Here is a 17,268-nt window from a genome sequence, read left to right as displayed (position 1 = left end):
GTCACCTCCACCGTCATGAATCGGATGCGGCGGGCTTCGACGAGCCCGCCCCGTTGCGCGTCACCGGCGGGCGCTTCGCGCTGCTCGTCGCAGCCGCGGTGCTCTTCGGGCGGGCCGACGACGCCGCCACATCGGCCGCGTCGTCGATCACCTCGTCGAGCGCTGATGCCGCGTCATCGAGCGCGGACTTCGCAGCCGCAGCCGTCTTCGAGACGTTCTGCTTGGCAGCCCTCGCCGCACTGCTGACGTCGTGCTTCGTGGCGCCGGAGCCGCGCGTGGCGTTGCCGATGAGCGACTTCACCCCATCGAGCACGGTGCCGGAGAGGTCGCCGACCTTGTCGGCCGCGAACCCCTTGACGGTGTCGACGCCCTGCTGCACGGCCGGCGTGTTCCACACACCCTCGGCCGCCTTGCGGATCTGCTCGTAGCGCTCACGACCGGCTCGCGTGCCGAGCACGTAGCCGGTTCCGAGCCCCACGACGAAGAGGATCTTGCCTTTCATGTGCACCCCATCTCCCTGTGATTCATCACAGCGACTGTTCCAGCGTAGACCCAGCACGAAGACGCGCAAGGGGGTTGCGCTGAAATATTCCGTTCGGGCTATGCGACGCCGTCGGGGTGCACCCGGCGGTGCCGGATGCGGCGTGCCGCCTCGAGCGCGTGGGGTACGACCGAGGCGAGGCCCGTACCGGCGATCCACGAACCGGTGGCCTCGATGCCGGTCTCCGCGGCGAGCGCGTCTTCGAGTGCCCGCACCCGGTCGCGCTGGCCGATGGCCGCCTGCGAGAGGGCGTCGCGCCAGGCGGTGCGGCCCGAGGCGCGCAGCATCCGCCCGTCGAGCGGCACTCCGAACAGGAGGGAGGCGTCGGCGAGCGCGAGTACGGCGACCTCGGCGTCCGATCGTCCGTCGAGCGGATTCGGCGCTCCCGCCCGACCGTAGGAGAGGCGCACGACGTGACGGCCGCCGGCCGCCTCGGCGAGCCAGTTCCACTTCGCGGTCGAATGCGTGAGCGCCTTCGCCTGCACCTCGGGGGTGTCGGCGGCGACGAGCACGCCGGTGCCCCGGGGCGCGGCGTCGAGAGCCGGCGCGTCGAGCACGAGGGTGACGAGCTCGACGGATGCTGCGGCGGGCCACTCGGCCCGTGCGGTGTCGGCGACTGGGGCCCAGCCGTCGAGCGCGGCGTCGACGAGGTCGAGTGCGGCGTGGCCCGAGGCGGCGAGCACGACGTCGGGGGCGCTCACGAGCAGCTCGCCGCTCGCAGCGGCGGCGGTGACGAGCCATCCGGATGCCTCGCCCGACGACGGCGCGGACTCGCGCTCGAGCCCCGTGACCTCGGCCCCGCGCACGACCGTGGCGCCGAAGCGCCCGAGTTCGCGCTCGAGTGCGTCGATGAGGGTGTGCATGCCGCCGCGGATGCCGCGCACGGCTCCCCCGGCCTTTCGCTCCTCGACGAGCTGCCCGACGCCGCCAGAGAGCGAGCCGGTGCGGGTCATCGCCTCGTTGAGGCCGGGGGCGACGACATCGAGGTCGAGCTCATCGGGGTCGGTCGAGTAGACGCCGGCCGAGATGGGCGTGACGAGCCGGTCGAGCACGGCCTGGCCCATGCGCGAGCGCACGAGCTGGCCGAGGCTGCGGGCGCGGCCGATGCGGAGGATCGGTATGAGGCGGTCGCCGTAGGCGCGGATCGCCCCGCTCCAGCCGATGATGCGGCGCACGTCGTCGCCGAGCGGGTTCGCCGGGATGCCGAGGATGCCCGTCTTCGGCAGTGGGGCCGCGTCGGGGCGGCCGGGTTTGCCGGGCATGACGAGCCACGCGCCGGCGGGGTTGGGGTTCTCGATGTCGCCGTCGAGGCCGAGCGAGCCGAGCAGCTCGGCGACGGCGCCGCCGCGGGTCGCGAAGGACTCGGCGCCGCTGTCGAGCGTGAGCCCGTCGAGCTCAATGCGGCCGACGCATCCGCCCAGCTCGTCGCGCCGCTCGAGCACGGTGACTCGCAGGCCCACCTTCGCGCACTCGAGTGCGGCGACGAGGCCGGCGACGCCGCCGCCCACCACGACGACATCGGCGCTCGATCGCTCGACGGCGGGTTCGGCAGGGGCAGCGGGGTGCGTCGGCTCGGTCATGCCGACGCCTCGTGCACGAGCTCGACGACGCGCGTCAGCACGGTGGGATCGGTTTCGGGCGGCACGCCGTGGCCGAGGTTGAAGACGTGGGCGGGGGCAACCTCGCCGCGGCGCAGCACCTCGCGCACGGCCGCCTCGAGCACGGGCCAGGGGGCGGCGAGCAGCGCGGGGTCGAGGTTGCCCTGCAGCGGCACGCCCTCGCCGACGCGCCGGGCGGCGACGTCGAGCGGGATGCGGTAGTCGACCCCGACCGTGTCGACGCCGATGGCGTGCATCGCGCCGAGCAGCTCGCCGGTGCCGACGCCGAAGTGCACGACGGGCACGCTGCGGGCGGGCGCCGCGGCGCCCGAGGCATCCGTCGTCTCGTAGGCGAGGTCGTGCACGTGCGCGAGAGCCGCCGCCGAGGCGGGCGCCACGTGGGTCTCGTAGTCGGTGAGCGAGAGGGCGCCCGCCCACGAGTCGAAGAGCTGGGCGGCGGATGCCCCGGCGAGCACCTGCGTGCGCAGGAAGCGGCCGGTGAGCTCTGCGGTCCAGTCCATGAGGGCGCGCCACGCGCCGGGGTCGGCGTGCATGAGGGTGCGGGCGGCGAGGTGGTCCTTCGACGGGCCGCCCTCGGCGAGGTAGGCCGCGAGCGTGAACGGCGCGCCCGCGAAGCCGATGAGCGGGGTCGCCGTTCCGGCGCCGTGGTCGGTCGTGTTCAGCTCGGCGACCGTGAGCGTGACGGCCTCGCTGATGGGCCCGGATGCCTCGTCGAGCCGCGCCGGGTCGATCGCCGTGAGCTCGGCGACGCCCGCGGCATCCGCGTAGCCCCTGCTGAAGACCGGGCCGCGGCCCGGCTGGATCTCAACGTCGACGCCGACGAGCTTCAGCGGCACGACGATGTCGCTGAAGAAGATGCCCGCGTCGACCCGGTGCCGGCGCACCGGCTGGAGCGTGATCTCGCTCGCCATCGCCGGGTCGAGGCACGCGTCGAGCATGCGCGTGCCGACGCGGAGGTCGCGGTATTCGGGCAGCGAGCGCCCCGCCTGCCGCATGAACCACACGGGGGTCGCGTCGGAGCGCTCTCCTCGGTATGCGCGCACGAGACGCGAGTCGGAGGTCAGGCCGGCGGAGAGCGGATGCTGCGGGGAGAGGATCACGCCTGACATTGTCGCGTATCGGCCTGAGGAACTCGCCCGACCTGAACGCCGGCGCCATCTCCCGGGTTCCGCGCCCGGCGCGCTGCACCGCCGCAGTAATTCGTTCGGAACCCTTACATTTCCGCTCCCATCGGCGCTATGGTCGAGACGTTGTGCGCCCCCCGAGCACGACGACGCGCGTGTCCCGGCTCGTGCGCCTCCGCACCCACGGAGAACCCATGCCCCCACTGTCGTGCTGCACCCCGCCCACCCGATCAGTTCGAGTCGCCCGATGAACGCGGCCACGCCGCATCGCACGGGCATCACCTTCGTGGTCGCCGCTGCTGCCGCGATCGTCATCGGCGCGCTCGTCGCCGGTTCGGCAGCCCTCGAACGCGTCATGTTCCGCCTCCCGGAGGTTCCAGACCTCGAACGCGTCGCCATGGGCCTCTCCGCCGCCGCGGTGCTCGTCGCGTTCATCTGGATGTTCGTGCAACTCGGCGGACTCGCGAGGGCCCGCTCGCGCCGTCGCGCACTCGAGGCCGGCGTGCGCGGCGAGGTGAGCTGCGGCATCCGTCGCCGTGAACTGGTGGCGAGCCTGAACGAACTGACGGCGGATGACCCGCGCCCGGTCAAGCTCGCGGCCCGCTACTCGATCGTGGTCGACGAGCTCGGCGTGTCGTTCTGGAACGGCGGGCGACGCCCCCGGCGCGCGGTGCACTTCCCGTGGCAGGAGGTTCGCGGCATCCGCAGCGACTCGATGATCGCGGGCGATTCGGTGCTCTCCGTGCTCGTGCTGCGCGTGCGCCGCGGCGGTGTGAGCGTCGAACTGCCGATCGTGCTCGCGGCCGAGCGACCCGGTCGCTACGCGCTCTCCGACGCCCCCTTCTTCGCCGTGGTGCGCAGCTGGAAGGCCGAGCACCGCCTCGCGCTCGCGGCCGAGGGGCTCGAAGTGCCGCCGCTCACCGCGCCGATCCAGATCATGCGGCAGACCCCGGCGCTCGCCCCGCGCTGACCTCGCTCAGGAACGGCACTGGGCGAACCCGCATTCGACCGCGAGTAGAATCCCTTCGTGCTCATCTGCCTCACCGCGAGTCACAAGAACGCCGGCTTCGACATGCTCGAGCGGCTTTCAGCGACCGCGGATGCCGCCGGCCCCCGCATTCGCAACGGACATTCCGCCGTGCAGGGCGCCGTCGTCGTCGCCACCTGCAACCGGTTCGAGGCGTACCTCGACCTCGACGCCGCCGACGGCGAGTCGCCGGTGCCGGCGGTGCACGAGGCGATCCGCGCGGTGGGCTCCGTCGCCGGACTCGAACCCGGCGAGCTCCGTGCGACCTTCGGCTTCGTGCACGGCAACGCCGTCGCCGGACACCTGTTCGCGGTGGCATCCGGCCTCGAATCGGTCGTCGTCGGCGAGGGCGAGATCGCGGGCCAGGTTCGCCGCTCGCTCGAACGAGCCCGCACCGAGGGCACCACGACGCCCGACCTCGATCGCCTCTTCCAGCGCGCCTCGCAGATCTCGCGCCGCGTGAAGAACGAGACCGGCATCGGCAGCGAGGGTCGCTCCGTCGTGCGCCTCGCGCTCGAACTCGCCGAGAGCCGCATCACCGACTGGGCGGGCACTCGAGTGCTGCTCGTCGGCACGGGCCAGTTCGCCGGCGCCTCGCTCGCGGCACTGCGCGATCGGGGCGTCACCGATGTGCGGGTCTTCTCCCCGTCGGGGCGCGCGACCAAGTTCGCCGCGAACCACGGAATCGAGGCGGTCACCCGCGGCACGGTCGCTGCGGCCGCGGCGAGCGCCGACGTCATCGTGACCTGCACCACGGCCGAGCACCACGTGGTCGACCGCGCACTGCTCGAGTCCGGACGGGCCGGTTTCGAGGCATCCGGTGCCGACCGCGCCCCTGCGGGCGGCGACGCCGGTGCCGACGCTGCCGCTCCGGCATCGCTCCGCCTCGTCGCGCAGCCGGTCGATGCACCGGCCGCACGCCAGCTCGTGATCGACCTCGGCCTGCCCCGCAACGTCGACCCCGATGTCGTAGAGCTCCCCGGCGTCGAGCTGCTCGACCTCGAGACCATCCGCATCCACGCCCCGCTCGAAGAGTTCGGTGCGACGGATGCCGCGCGCGCGATCGTCGACGGAGCCGCCCGCGCCTTCGGCGAGGCCCGTGAAGAGCAGGATCTCGCGCCCGCCGTCGTCGCCCTGCGACGCCACGTCTTCGATCTGCTCGACGGCGAGATCGAGCGCGCCCGCACCCGCGGCGATGCCGACGGACGCACCGAGGAGGCCTTGCGGCACATGGCGGGGGTGCTGCTGCACACCCCCATGGTGCGCTCGCGCGAACTCGCGCGCGCCGGTGAGCAGCAGGCCTGGATCGACGGCATCGCGGCGATCTTCGGTGTCGCTCCCGCGGATGGAGCAGCCCTGGACGGTGCGGCCGCAGATGGTGCAACAGACGCCGGCGGGGCAGGGTCGACGGAACGCCGACTCGGCTGACTGACGGCCCTTCGACCGCTGCCGATGGCCGGACCACAGGCCGGATCCGTCGCATCAGGGGTGCGCGATACGCTGCATGACCATGCACGAGAACTCCACGGCCGCGAAGCCGACTCCCGCCGATCGCGCAGCCGCTGCCGCAGCTGACGGGCCGCCGGCGCTGCGCGTTCCGTTCGACGCGACCGTGCTGACCGAGTCGCCGATCAGCACGGAACGACTCGTGCTGCGCCCGCTCGAGGCATCCGATGCCCCCGACGTCTTCGAGTACCAGCGCATTCCCGAGGTGCTCCGCTACTTGCCGTGGCCCGAGCGCGACCGAGCCCAGGGCTACGCGCACACCGCGACCCGCGCGGCCGGCCGTGTGCTCGCGGCCGACGGCGACTTCTTCGTGCTCGCGGTGACGCTGCTCGGCACCCCGTCGACCGGGAACGGCGCGAGCGACCGCGTGATCGGCGACATGATGGTGCGCGTCTCGAGCCTCGCGCACGCGCAGCTCGAGCTGGGCTGGGTGGTGCACCCCGACTTCCAGGGCCGCGGCTACGCGCGCGAAGCCGGTCTCGCGGTGCGGGACTTCGTGTTCGAGACGCTCGATCCGCACCGCGTGCAGGCATTCCTAGACGCGCGCAACGGGTCGTCCGCCGCCCTGTGCGAGCGGCTCGGCATGCGCCGCGAGGCGACGATCCTCGAAGAGCAGTACAACGACGGCGAGTGGCAGGACACCGCGGTCTACGGCGTACTCCGCCGGGAGTGGGCGGCGGCGCGGGGGTAGTCGGGGCGTTCCGCGGCGCGTCGATTGCGCGCACCGGAGACGATCCTCCTATTCCACGTCTCCACAGAGTTATCCACAGCCTGGGGAACGTACGTTCGAATGTCCCGCAGAGTGGGCGTGCAGCGCCGCGGGGCGAGCTCTGGGCTCACCCCACCCGGGCGGTTACGCGCCGATGAGGCGCGCCGCCAGGTAGCCCTCGAGCTCGGCGAGCGGCACCCGCACCTGCTCCATGCTGTCGCGCTCGCGCACCGTCACGGCGTTGTCGTCGAGCGAGTCGAAGTCGACCGTGATGCAGAACGGCGTGCCGATCTCGTCTTGGCGACGGTAGCGACGACCGATCGCACCGGCGTCGTCGAAGTCGACGTTCCAGTGCTTGCGCAGCGATGCCGCGACCTCGCGCGCGAGCGGCGAGAGGCGTTCGTTGCGGCTGAGCGGCAGCACGGCGGCCTTGACCGGCGCGAGACGCGGGTCGAGACGCAGCACCGTGCGGGTGTCGACGCCGCCCTTCGCGTTCGGCACCTCTTCGACGTGGTACGCGTCGACGAGGAAGGCCATGAGCGAGCGGGTGAGGCCCGCCGCGGGCTCGATCACGTAGGGGATCCAGCGCTCGTTCTTCGACTGGTCGAAGTACGACAGCTCCTTGCCCGAGTGCTCCGAGTGCGTCGTGAGGTCGAAGTCGGTGCGGTTGGCGACGCCCTCGAGCTCGCCCCACTCGCCGCCGGTGAAACCGAAGCGGTACTCGATGTCGACGGTGCGCTTCGAGTAGTGCGAGAGCTTCTCCTGCGGGTGCTCGAAGCGACGCAGGTTCTCGGGGTCGACGCCGAGGTCGACGTACCAGTTCCACCGGTAGTCGAGCCAGTACTCGAACCAGTGGTCGTCGGTGCCGGGCTCGACGAAGTACTCGAGCTCCATCTGCTCGAACTCCCGGGTGCGGAAGATGAAGTTTCCGGGCGTGATCTCGTTGCGGAACGACTTGCCGATCTGGCCGATGCCGAACGGCGGCTTCATGCGCGCGGCCTGCAGCACGTTGGCGAAGTTCGTGAAGATGCCCTGCGCCGTCTCGGGGCGGAGGTAGTGCAACCCCGACTCATCCTGAACCGGACCCAGGTAGGTCTGCAGCATCATGTTGAAGTCGCGGGGCGGGGTCCACTGACCGCGGGTGCCGCAGTTCGGGCAGGCGATGTCGCCCATGCCGTTCTCGGGGGCGCGGCCCTTCTTCTCTTCGAAGGCCTCGAGCAGGTGGTCTTCGCGGAAGCGCTTGTGGCAGTGCAGGCACTCGACGAGCGGGTCGGTGAAGACGCCGACGTGACCCGAGGCGACCCACACCTGCTTCGGCAGGATGACGCTCGAGTCGAGGCCGACGACATCGTCGCGACCGGTGACCATGTACCGCCACCACTGCCGCTTGATGTTCTCTTTCAGCTCCACGCCGAGGGGTCCGTAGTCCCAGGCGGACCGGGATCCGCCGTAGATCTCGCCGGCCTGGAAGACGAAGCCCCGGTGCTGGGCGAGGGCGATGACGGACTCGAGACGGCTGGGTGCGGCCACGGTGGCTCCAATGGTCCTGGGATCGGGCGAATGCCGGAAAACGACACGGTGTCACCATCCTACGGGCGGGCGCGAGCCCGAATGAGCGCGCGGTCGGTACGCTGTGGCCAAACACGACCAGAGCCAAGGGGGCGACGGTGTGGGATTTCGTGCTCGAGCTGAACGTGGTCGACGGTCCGTTCATCATCGCGGTGTGCGCGATCGCCGCACTGGTCTTCCTGTATCTGCTCTTCCGCGGGCCGGGCTGGTCGTGGGTGCTCACGGTCGTCGTGCTGCTCATCGTGGGCGCGCTCGTCGGCGTCGCGGTGCTCTGGCTCGCCGTGAACATGTTCGATGCATTCGGCGGGCCCGTCGACGATTCGGCCTGGCTCTGGGTGCCGGCGGCATCCGCCGGCATCACGCTCGCGATCTGGAACCTCTGGTACTCGAGATGGTGGCGCAAGCTCATCGCCCTGCTCGCGATCCCGCTGTTCGCGGCGGCCGCGGCGTTCGGCGTGAACGCCGCCTACGGCCTGAGTCCGACGCTCGGCTCGATGCTGCACATCTCGACCGCCGACCCGATCGACCCCCCGGTTCCCGACCCGGCTGAGACCGCCGACCCCGCAGAGCCGCTCTACCTGACCTGGACGCCCCCGGCCGACATGCCGGCCACGGGCGAGATCGGCGTCGTGCAGGGCGGTGTGCCGAACACGCAGTCGGGCTTCGCTGCGCGGCCCGCACAGATCTACCTGCCACCGGCAGCGCTCGTGGCGGATGCCCCTCGCCTGCCCCTCGTCGTCATGATGATGGGGCAGCCGGGCGACCCCGACGCGAGCTTCATCGGCGGCGTGCTCGACGAGTTCGCGGCGAAGCACGACGGACTCGCCCCGATCGCGCTCGTGATCGACCAGCTGGGCGACCCCGGCGTCGACCCGCTCTGCCTCGACAGCGAGCTCGGCCGGGTCGAGAGCTACGTCATGCAGGATGTCGTGCCGTGGGCGAAGCAGCGCCTCGGCGTGCTGCAGGGGCGCCAGTACACCACGGTTGCCGGGTACTCGAACGGCGGCCAGTGCGCGGCGTACTTCGGCGCGAAGCACCCCGAGGTGTTCGGCAACCTCCTCGCCGTCTCACCCCTGGAATTCGCCGGTGCCGAGCAGGCCGACGAGGTGCTCTCGACCGTCTTCCACGACGTTCAGCCCGCCTACGACGCGGTGAAGCCCGCGAACATCATGGCCTCGAAGGCGCCGTACCCCGACACCGTCGCCGTCTTCACGGTGGGCGAGAACGACGGCGCGTTCGTCGCGGGAACCGAGCGCCTCGCGGATGCCGCGATCGCCGCCGGCATGCAGACGACCCTCTTCCTCGTGCCCGGCGCCGACCACGACGCCCGGGCGCTGCGCGGCGGGCTCGAGAAGGGGTTCGAGGTGCTCTTCCCCAGGCTCGGGCTCACCGCGCCGTGACCGGCCCGATCGAACCGCACCGGGAGCGACCAAGACTTGGTCTCGACGAGACGACCTAGGCTGGAACGGATGCCTCAGCTCACCGACCTCCGCGTCGCCGCCATCGCCCTGCTGCGAAACCGCCGGGTGCTCATGGTCACCGCGCGCGACCGCGACGTGTACTACATGCCGGGCGGCAAGATCGACGAGGGCGAGACGGCCGCAGAGGCCGCCGCCCGCGAGGCCCTCGAAGAAGTCGCACTCGTGCTCGACCCCGCCGCCCTCGAGGAGCTCTTCGAAGTCGTCGCGGCGGCCCACGGCGAGCCCGACGGCCGGCTCGTGCGCATGCGGGTCTTCCGCGCCGAGACGGATGCCGCGCCGCTCGCCTCGGCCGAGGTCGGGAGCCTGCACTGGGTGACGACGGCCGACGTCGATCGCTGCCCGCCGGCCGGAGCCGAGGTGCTCCAGCGGCTCGCCGCGGCCGGGCTCATCGACTGACCCTCTCGTAGACTTCGGGAATGGCGACGACCCGCGAGTTCCGCAGCGGTGAATGGGTCACGCTCATCACCCGCACGGGCATCGACGACGGGCCGGGCTACGTGCTCGTGCACGGCATCGGCATGGCGCACGAGTACTGGTCGGATGTCGCCGAGGCCCTCGGCCGCACCGGCACCGTCTACGCCCTCGACCTGCCGGGGTTCGGCGAGGCACCCGAACCCGAGCATCCGACGTCGATGCCGAATGCGGGCGACCTGCTCGCCGAGCTCGTTCGCACCGAGGGCATCGAACGGCCCGTGCTCGTCGGCCACTCCGCCGGCGCGCAGGTCGTGGCCGAGGCTGCGGCGCGGCATCCCGAGCTCTTCGAGCGCATCGTGCTCATCGCGCCGACGGTGAACCCCCGCGAGCGCACGGTGGCGAAGCAGGCCGCCAGGCTCGCGCAAGACCTCGTGCTCGCCCACCCGAAGGTGCTCGGCCTCGGCATCGTGTCGTACGCCAAGGCGGGCCTCGGCTGGTACCTCGAGACGCTCAGCCCCGTGATGGAGCACGAGATCGAAAGCACATTGCCGCACATCGCGGCCGAGACGCTCGTGATCCGCGCCGAACGCGATCGCATCGTGCCCCGCGACTGGGCCGAGCAGGTCGCCCTGCTCGTGCCGCACGCCAGGTACGTCGAGGTGCCGGGGCGCGGGCACGAGACCATGATCACGGCGGGCCCGCTGGTCGCCGACCTCGTCGCCCGCCACGCGCGCGGCGAGCCGGTCGGGCGCGAGGTCGAGGAGACCGCGGGCGCCGGGGCACTCGCCTCGACCGCGCCGGATGCCGCGCACGCCGGGGCATCCTCCTCGACCGCGCCGGATGCCCCGATCGCGAGCGCTGCGACGGTGGCGGACGCCCCCGCTCCGCTGTCGCCGCTCGCCGCCGCCGGCTGGTGGGCGCTCGACTACCTCGACGCGGCGCGGCGGCACGCCCGGGTGCTCACCGCACGGCGGCCGCCGGAGCGATGGGCCCGCGGCGAAGCCGACCGGCCGACCGTCATCCTGCTGCCCGGCGTCTACGAGCACTGGTCGTTCATGGCACCGCTCGGCGATGCACTCAACAAGGAGGGGTATCGCGTTCAAGTGGTGCACGGCCTCGGCGCGAACCTGCTCGGCATCTTCGACACGGCGGAGCGCATCACCCGTGCGCTCGAGCGCATCCCGCCGCCGGCGGGCGGGCGCATCCTCGTGGCGCACTCGAAGGGCGGTCTCGTCGGCAAGCGGATGCTGCTGGGCGACGCCGAGCGACGGCTCGGCCTGCTCGGGGTCGTCGCCGTCGCCACGCCGTTCGGCGGCTCACGTCTCGCGCGCTACCTCATCGATCCGCGGTTGCGGGAGTTCCTGCCCGACGGGGCGACGATCGTCGAACTCTCGGACGCGGCATCCGTCAACTCGCACATCGTGTCGGTGTTCGGCACCTTCGACCCGCACGTGCCCGAGGGCAGCGTGCTCGCCGGTGCGACGAACGTGCAGGTGCCGGTCGCGGGCCATTTCCGCATCCTCGCGGCCGCCGCGACGAAGGCGGCCGTCATCGCGGGCGTCGAGTCGCTCGCCCGGGTTCGCGCGGGTGCCGCGCCCGATCAGAGCTCGTCGATCGGGGATGCGTAGCGAACCGGCATCGGGCTCAGTGCACGTATTCGAGCAGGTCGAGTCCGACCTGACGCATGCCGTCGAGCACCGCGAGACGCGAGGAGATCATCGTGTCGGCGTAGTACATCGACACGGCGTACGAGACGCTCGCGCGCGGGCCGCGGAGCACGCCGACCTCGCTGCGCACGCCGCCGTCGGTGCCGGTCTTGTTCATGAGCAGCACGTTGTGGTCGGGCGTGCGGTGGGCGAGCGGGTCGAGGCCGAACGCGCTCGCCACCATCGACAGGTCGGCGTTCAGCGAGAGCCAGCCGACGACGCGTTGCGACACCTCGGGCGAGACGATCTCGCCGCGCGCGAGTGACGCGAACAGCCACGTGAGCTCTTTCGCCGAACCGATCGAGAGCTGCGGGGCGTCGTCGGGGCCGCGGTGATCGCGCACGAGGTCGAGCAGCGCCGTGCGGGTGAGGCCGAGGGCCTCGGTGCGTGCACGCACCGCCTCGAGACCGACGTGGCGGATGAGCACGTTCGTGGCGAGGTTGTCGCTCGTGGCGCCGACGAGCGCCGCGAGGTCGGCGAGCGGCAGCGACGACGACTGCATGTGCTGCCAGATGCCCGAGTCGCCGACGGCGTCGCGCGGCGCGCGGTCGAGCACGGTGAACGCCTCGCTGCTGTCGCTCGCGAGCCGCGTCGCGACCTCGACGAGCAGCAGCACCTTGCCGATCGAGGCGGTCGGCATCACCACGTGATCGTCGACGGAGAACAGCACCTTGCCGGTCGCGAGATCGGTGGCTCGCGCCGAGACCTGCACGCCCGCGAGTGCGAGCTCGCCGAGCGCGTCGAACCCTCGTGCGAAGTTCTCGCCCGGCTCTTCGGTGCGGTGCTTGCCGCGCCGGAGGTCGCTATGCCGTGCACGCCGCTCCGAACCTTGCGACGACGTCACCACGGTGATTCCACGGCCTTCCTCTGGCGGTCGGCGCTCCCCCACCGCGGTCAGCGGCGCGCTCGAAATTCGGTGTTCTTGCGGATGCGGTTCTTCGACTACCAGATCGTCACCCGCTCGGCTGGGTCGAGCCAGAGAGCGTCATCTGGAGTCACATTGAAGCTAGCGTAGAACTCGTCGATGTTCCTGACGATCTGGTTGCACCGGAACTCGTTCGGCGAGTGCGGATCGATCGCGAGCAGGCGGATGACTTCTTCGTCGCGGCCCTTCATCTGCCAGGCCTGCGCCCACGACAGGAAGAAGCGCTGCGCGGCGGTGTGTCCGTCGATCACCGGTGCCGCGTCGACGTCGCCGCCGAGCGAGAGCACGTAGGCCCGCCACGCGATCGCGAGGCCGCCGAGGTCGCCGATGTTCTCGCCGATGGTGAGTGCGCCGTTGACGTGCGGCGCGGTGGCCGAGGCATCCGCCCCGCCCGCACCGGAGGCCTCCGCGACCGCAGGGTCGGGGCCCGAGGCATCCGCGGTCTCGGCATCGCCGGCCCCGTCGAGCTGCGCGGGCACGAGCGCGTCGTACTGGTCGATGAGGGCCGTGGTGCGCTCTTCGAACGCGGCGCGATCGGCCTCGGTCCACCAGTCGGTGAGCCGGCCGTCGCCGTCGTACTTGGAGCCCTGGTCGTCGAAGCCGTGCCCGATCTCGTGCCCGATCACGGCCCCGATGGCGCCGTAGTTCGCCGCGGAATCCCGGCTCGCATCGAAGAACGGATACTGCAGGATCGCCGCGGGGAAGACGATCTCGTTGAACCCCGGGTTGTAGTAGGCGTTGATCGTCTGCGGTGTCATGAACCACTCGTCGCGGTCGAGCGGCTTGCCGATCTTGCCGAGCTCTCGGTTGAACTCGAACTCGGCCGTCGCCCGCACGTTGCCCACGAGGTCGTCGGTGATCTCGAGCGCCGAGTAGTCGCGCCACTTCACCGGGAAGCCGATCTTCGGCGTGAACTTCGCGAGCTTGTCGAGGGCCTTGGCCCTCGTCTCTTCGCCCATCCACTCGAGCGCGCTGATCGACTGGCGGTAGGCCTCGACGAGGTTGGCGACGAGGTCGTCCATCGCCTCTTTCGCCGCGGGCGGGAAGTGCCGCTCGACGTAGATGCGGCCGACGGCCTCGCCCATCGCGCCCTCGACGAGCGAGACCCCGCGCTTCCACCGCTCGCGCATCTGCGGGGTGCCGGTGAGCGTGCGGCCGTAGAAGTCGAAGTTCGCCTCGACGAAGTCGTCGGAGAGGTAGGCGGCACTGCCGCGGACGACCTGCCAGGCGAGCCAGTCCTTCCACGCGGGCAGGCGGTCTTCGGTCAGCAGCGCGCCGAGGCCCTGCACGAACGACGGCTCGCGCAGCACGATCTCGTCGAACGCGCCGTCGGGCACGCCCATCGCATCGCGCCAGATGTTCAGGTCGACGGATGCCTCGGCCACCGCGTCGTTCCACGTGAACAGGTTGTACGTCTTCTCGCTGTCGCGAGTGTCGACGTTGCTCCAGTGCGCCGCGGCGATCGCGGTCTCGAGCTCGAAGACCCGGGCGGCGCGCGCGTCGGGATCGTCGAGCTGCGCGAGCCGCAGCATCCGCTCGAGGTGTGCGCGGTACGCCTCGCGCACCGGCTCGAACCGCTCTTCGCGGAAGTAGCTCTCGTCGGGCAGGCCGATGCCGCCCTGCTCGACGAAGACGAGGTAGCGCTCGGGGTCGCCGGGATCGTTGTCGACGTAGAGCTGCAGGAAGCCGGGCACCCCCTGTCGCTCGAGCTTGCCGAGGGTCTCGAGGAACGCATCGATCGAGCTGATCAGCTCGACCTCGACGAGCTGGCCGGCGATGGGCGTCGCCCCCAGGAGGTTCGCACGCTCCTCGTTCATGAAGCTCGCGTAGAGGTCGCCGACCTTGCGCGCCTCGGTGCCCGGCTCGGCGTTCTGCGACTCCTCGATGATCTCGCGCACGGCCTGCTCGGCCTCCTCGTGCAGCACGAGGAACGAACCGTACCTCGCCTTGTCTGCCGGGATGGCGGTGCGTTCGATCCACTTGCCGTTGACGTGACGGAAGAGGTCGTCTTGCGGGCGGATGCCCGCGTCGAGTTCGTCCTGCTTGATTCCGGAGGGCAGCGCGACATCGGTCATCACCCCAGCCTATGCGCGGGTGCCGACGTTGGCACCCCGCTCGGGGCGGTGCGCTCGCGGCGGTGCGCTCGCGGCGGGCGACCTCGCGCCCGTCGAGGGGCGTGCCCGCGACGAACGGGTCGATCACGTCGGCCGCGAGCCCCGCCGGCCCACCATAGGCTCGAGGGGCCCATGAACGAACCACTGCCGATCGCTGCACGAACCGGCGTCGACCGCGACATCCTCCGCCTCGCGGTGCCGGCGCTCGGCGCGCTCATCGCGGAGCCGCTGTTCCTGCTCGCCGACACGGCGATGATCGGGCACCTCGGGGTCACGCCGCTCGCGGGCCTCGGCCTCGCGAGCGCGGTGCTGCAGACGATCATCGGGCTCATGGTGTTCCTCGCCTATGCCACGACGCCGGCCGTGGCACGCCGGGTCGGGCTCGGCGACGAGCGCGGTGCGGTCGCCTCCGGCATCGACGGGTTGTGGCTCGCGCTCGGCCTCGGGGCGGTGCTCGGGGTCGCCGGGTGGTTCGCCGCGCCCACGCTGGTGGGACTCTTCGGCGCGAGCGCCGACGTCGCCGCCGAGGCATCCGTCTACCTCACGATCTCGATGGCCGGACTCCCGGCCATGCTCGTGGTGTTCGCCGCGACCGGGCTGCTGCGGGGCCTCCAGGACACCCGTACCCCGCTGTGGGTCGCGGGCATCGGCTTCGGCGTGAACATCGCGCTCAACTACGTCTTCATCTACGTCGCCGGCTGGGGCATCGCCGGCTCGGCCATCGGCACCGTGCTCGCGCAGTGGGGCATGGTGGCGGTCTACCTCGTCGTCGTCGCCCGGCACGCGGCGCGCGTGGGAGCGAGCGCCTGGCCGCACCACGCCGGAGTGCTGCGCGGCGCGACCTCGGGCGGATGGCTGTTCCTCCGCACGCTGAGCCTGCGGCTCGCGCTGCTGCTCGCCACGTGGGGCGCGACCTCGCTCGGCTCCGACGAGCTCGCCGCCTTCCAGGTCGCGATGACGATCTACTTCACGATCGGCTTCGCCCTCGACGCGCTCGCCATCGCCGCCCAGGCGCTCGTCGGGCGCGACCTCGGCTCGGGCGACGTCGCCGGCGTGCGTGCAGTGCTGCGCCGCTGCCTGCAGTGGGGCGTCGGCAGCGGCGTGGTCGTCGGCGTCGTCGTGCTGGCGACGGCCTGGCTGCTGCCCGCGCTCTTCACGAGCTCAGCGGATGTCGCGGCGCTGCTGCCCCCGACGCTCGTCGTGCTCGCGCTCTCGGCGCCGCTCGGCGGCGTCGTCTTCGTGCTCGACGGGGTGCTCATCGGCGCCGGCGACGCCCGATACCTCGCATGGACCGGCATCGTGAACCTCGTCGTGTTCGTGCCGCTCGCCCTGTGGGTAGTGGCCGTCGCACCCCCGGGCGCGGCCGGGCCGGCGTGGCTCATGGCCGCCTTCGCGATCGGCTTCCTCGGGGCGCGCGCGGTGACGCTCGGGCTCAGGGCTCGAGGGTCTGCGTGGATGGTGCTCGGCGCAGGTCGCTGACCCGGCGCCCGCCGCCCCGCCCGGCCGCCCGGCCCGCGCCGGCCTCCCCGCCCGTCCGCCGCCCGCCCGCCGGCGCCCGCACGTCGGAGGCAACGAATCGCGTCGGAGGTCGTGGATTCGTTTCCTCCGACACGACAACGTTCCTCCGACAGGACCGGCGGCGGGTGGGGGGGCGGCCGGGCGGCGGGCGGCGGGCGGCGGGGCGGCGGGGCAGACTGAGGGTGACCATCGCGGCGCGAACGACGCGAGCGGGTGCGGGAGGGAAGGGACCCACATGACCTCGATCCTCGTCACCGGTGGAACCGGCCGACTCGGAACCCCCACGGTCGATCGGCTCCGTTCGGCCGGCCACGACGTTCGCGCGCTCAGCCGGCACGCGGGCGCCGGGCGCGTCGTCGGCGACCTCCGCTCGGGCGAGGGCGTCGCCGATGCGGTGGCCGACACCGACACCGTGGTGCACCTGGCCACGGGCACGAGCGGCGACGCCCGACTCATGCGCACCGTCGTCGACGCCTCGCGGGAGGCCGGCGTGCGGCACCTCGTCTTCGTCTCGATCGTGGGGGTCGACCGGATTCCGCTCGGGTACTACCGGCAGAAGCTCGCCGCCGAGCAGCTGCTCGAGGCATCCGGAACCGGGCACACCATCCTCCGCGCCACGCAGTTCCACCAACTCGTCGCCGGGGTGTTCGACGCGCAGCGGTGGCTGCCGGTCGTGGTCGCGCCGACCATCTCGTTCCAGCCGATCAGCACCGACGACGTCGCCGCGCGGCTCGCCGAGCTCGTGGCGGGCGGGCCCGCCGGACGCGTCGCCGACATCGGCGGACCCGAACGGCTCACGGCGCGCGAACTGGCCGAGCGCTGGGCCGCCGCGAAGTCCGTGCGCCGCAGGATCGTGCCGCTCTCGCTGCCCGGCAAGACGTTCGCGGCCTTCGCCGCCGGCGGCAACCTCGTGCCCGGCCCGGGATGGGGCACCCGGACCTTCACCGAGTTCCTCGCGGCCGGCCCGAGACGCACTCCTGACGCTCCTGCCTGAGCCCGCGCGGTCGCCGTCCTA

The 17,268-nt window shown here is 71.9% G+C and carries 14 protein-coding genes; 8 read left to right on the top strand and 6 right to left on the bottom strand.

Annotated features, from left to right (window positions below; genetic code table 11):
- Window positions 1–13: 13 nt before the first annotated feature.
- From DCE93_RS00640 to hemE, 3 genes are all read right to left on the bottom strand, one after another.
- Complete coding sequence (locus DCE93_RS00640; RefSeq protein WP_108594190.1) at window positions 14–502, bottom strand: hypothetical protein; 489 nt, start codon at window positions 500–502, stop codon at window positions 14–16.
- A 98-nt stretch (window positions 503–600) separates the two neighbouring features.
- Entirely contained in the window at window positions 601–2,121 is a 1,521-nt protein-coding gene (hemG, locus tag DCE93_RS00635) for a protoporphyrinogen oxidase (protein ID WP_108594189.1), read from the bottom strand.
- Window positions 2,118–3,269 carry a uroporphyrinogen decarboxylase gene (gene hemE, locus DCE93_RS00630; RefSeq protein WP_108594188.1) on the bottom strand — a complete coding sequence of 384 codons (1,152 nt, stop codon included), beginning with the start codon at window positions 3,267–3,269 and terminating at the stop codon, window positions 2,118–2,120. Before hemE ends, hemG begins: the two co-directional genes overlap by 4 nt.
- 262 nt (window positions 3,270–3,531) lie before the next feature.
- Here hemE and DCE93_RS00625 point away from each other — a divergent pair, with 262 nt between their 5' ends.
- The 3 genes from DCE93_RS00625 (at window position 3,532) to DCE93_RS00615 (ending at window position 6,508) form a co-directional block, all read left to right on the top strand.
- The gene (locus DCE93_RS00625; RefSeq protein ID WP_108594187.1) at window positions 3,532–4,254 is read left to right on the top strand and encodes a hypothetical protein; all 723 of its coding nucleotides are present in this window, start codon (window positions 3,532–3,534) and stop codon (window positions 4,252–4,254) included.
- Window positions 4,255–4,311: 57 nt separating this feature from the next.
- On the top strand, window positions 4,312–5,739 hold the full coding sequence (locus tag DCE93_RS00620) for a glutamyl-tRNA reductase (RefSeq protein WP_108594186.1): 1,428 nt from the start codon (window positions 4,312–4,314) through the stop codon (window positions 5,737–5,739).
- 82 nt (window positions 5,740–5,821) lie between these two features.
- On the top strand, window positions 5,822–6,508 hold the full coding sequence (locus tag DCE93_RS00615; RefSeq protein WP_165906060.1) for a GNAT family N-acetyltransferase: 687 nt from the start codon (window positions 5,822–5,824) through the stop codon (window positions 6,506–6,508).
- 162 nt (window positions 6,509–6,670) lie between these two features.
- On the opposite strand, the gene DCE93_RS00610 is transcribed toward DCE93_RS00615, so the two are convergent.
- Complete coding sequence (locus tag DCE93_RS00610; RefSeq protein ID WP_108594184.1) at window positions 6,671–8,056, bottom strand: glycine--tRNA ligase; 1,386 nt, start codon at window positions 8,054–8,056, stop codon at window positions 6,671–6,673.
- Window positions 8,057–8,193: 137 nt separating this feature from the next.
- Here DCE93_RS00610 and DCE93_RS00605 point away from each other — a divergent pair, with 137 nt between their 5' ends.
- The 3 genes from DCE93_RS00605 to DCE93_RS00595 all read left to right on the top strand — a co-directional run bounded on the left by DCE93_RS00605 (window position 8,194) and on the right by DCE93_RS00595 (window position 11,618).
- The gene (locus tag DCE93_RS00605) at window positions 8,194–9,495 is read left to right on the top strand and encodes an alpha/beta hydrolase (protein WP_108594183.1); all 1,302 of its coding nucleotides are present in this window, start codon (window positions 8,194–8,196) and stop codon (window positions 9,493–9,495) included.
- 69 nt (window positions 9,496–9,564) lie between these two features.
- Window positions 9,565–9,972 carry an NUDIX domain-containing protein gene (locus DCE93_RS00600; RefSeq protein WP_108594182.1) on the top strand — a complete coding sequence of 136 codons (408 nt, stop codon included), beginning with the start codon at window positions 9,565–9,567 and terminating at the stop codon, window positions 9,970–9,972.
- 20 nt (window positions 9,973–9,992) lie between these two features.
- A complete protein-coding gene (locus tag DCE93_RS00595; protein ID WP_108594181.1) occupies window positions 9,993–11,618 on the top strand; it encodes an alpha/beta hydrolase in 1,626 nt (541 codons plus the stop codon).
- Between the two features lie 16 nt (window positions 11,619–11,634).
- On the opposite strand, the gene DCE93_RS00590 is transcribed toward DCE93_RS00595, so the two are convergent.
- Together DCE93_RS00590 and DCE93_RS00585 are read right to left on the bottom strand one after the other, a co-directional pair.
- On the bottom strand, window positions 11,635–12,543 hold the full coding sequence (locus tag DCE93_RS00590; protein ID WP_108594180.1) for a serine hydrolase: 909 nt from the start codon (window positions 12,541–12,543) through the stop codon (window positions 11,635–11,637).
- A 95-nt stretch (window positions 12,544–12,638) separates the two neighbouring features.
- Window positions 12,639–14,696, bottom strand: a complete 2,058-nt coding sequence (locus tag DCE93_RS00585) for a M13 family metallopeptidase (RefSeq protein ID WP_108594179.1) — start codon at window positions 14,694–14,696, stop codon at window positions 12,639–12,641.
- 171 nt (window positions 14,697–14,867) lie between these two features.
- Here DCE93_RS00585 and DCE93_RS00580 point away from each other — a divergent pair, with 171 nt between their 5' ends.
- Both DCE93_RS00580 and DCE93_RS00575 read left to right on the top strand, forming a co-directional pair.
- Entirely contained in the window at window positions 14,868–16,214 is a 1,347-nt protein-coding gene (locus DCE93_RS00580) for an MATE family efflux transporter (protein WP_108594178.1), read from the top strand.
- A gap of 274 nt (window positions 16,215–16,488) precedes the next feature.
- The gene (locus DCE93_RS00575; protein ID WP_108594177.1) at window positions 16,489–17,247 is read left to right on the top strand and encodes an SDR family oxidoreductase; all 759 of its coding nucleotides are present in this window, start codon (window positions 16,489–16,491) and stop codon (window positions 17,245–17,247) included.
- The last annotated feature ends 21 nt before the right edge of the window (window positions 17,248–17,268 follow it).

The organism is Agromyces badenianii, from assembly GCF_003070885.1.
Classification (GTDB): domain Bacteria; phylum Actinomycetota; class Actinomycetes; order Actinomycetales; family Microbacteriaceae; genus Agromyces; species Agromyces badenianii.
This window is presented reverse-complemented; position numbering and strand designations above follow the sequence as displayed.

Coding starts and splice junctions, on each gene's coding strand:
- DCE93_RS00595 (WP_108594181.1), top strand. CDS start 9,993: ATGGCGACGACCCGCGAGTTCCGCAGCGGTGAATGGGTCACGCTCATC.
- DCE93_RS00625 (WP_108594187.1), top strand. CDS start 3,532: ATGAACGCGGCCACGCCGCATCGCACGGGCATCACCTTCGTGGTCGCC.
- hemG (WP_108594189.1), bottom strand. CDS start 2,121: ATGACCGAGCCGACGCACCCCGCTGCCCCTGCCGAACCCGCCGTCGAG.
- hemE (WP_108594188.1), bottom strand. CDS start 3,269: ATGTCAGGCGTGATCCTCTCCCCGCAGCATCCGCTCTCCGCCGGCCTG.
- DCE93_RS00640 (WP_108594190.1), bottom strand. CDS start 502: ATGAAAGGCAAGATCCTCTTCGTCGTGGGGCTCGGAACCGGCTACGTG.
- DCE93_RS00575 (WP_108594177.1), top strand. CDS start 16,489: ATGACCTCGATCCTCGTCACCGGTGGAACCGGCCGACTCGGAACCCCC.
- DCE93_RS00615 (WP_165906060.1), top strand. CDS start 5,822: ATGCACGAGAACTCCACGGCCGCGAAGCCGACTCCCGCCGATCGCGCA.
- DCE93_RS00600 (WP_108594182.1), top strand. CDS start 9,565: ATGCCTCAGCTCACCGACCTCCGCGTCGCCGCCATCGCCCTGCTGCGA.
- DCE93_RS00580 (WP_108594178.1), top strand. CDS start 14,868: ATGAACGAACCACTGCCGATCGCTGCACGAACCGGCGTCGACCGCGAC.
- DCE93_RS00585 (WP_108594179.1), bottom strand. CDS start 14,696: ATGACCGATGTCGCGCTGCCCTCCGGAATCAAGCAGGACGAACTCGAC.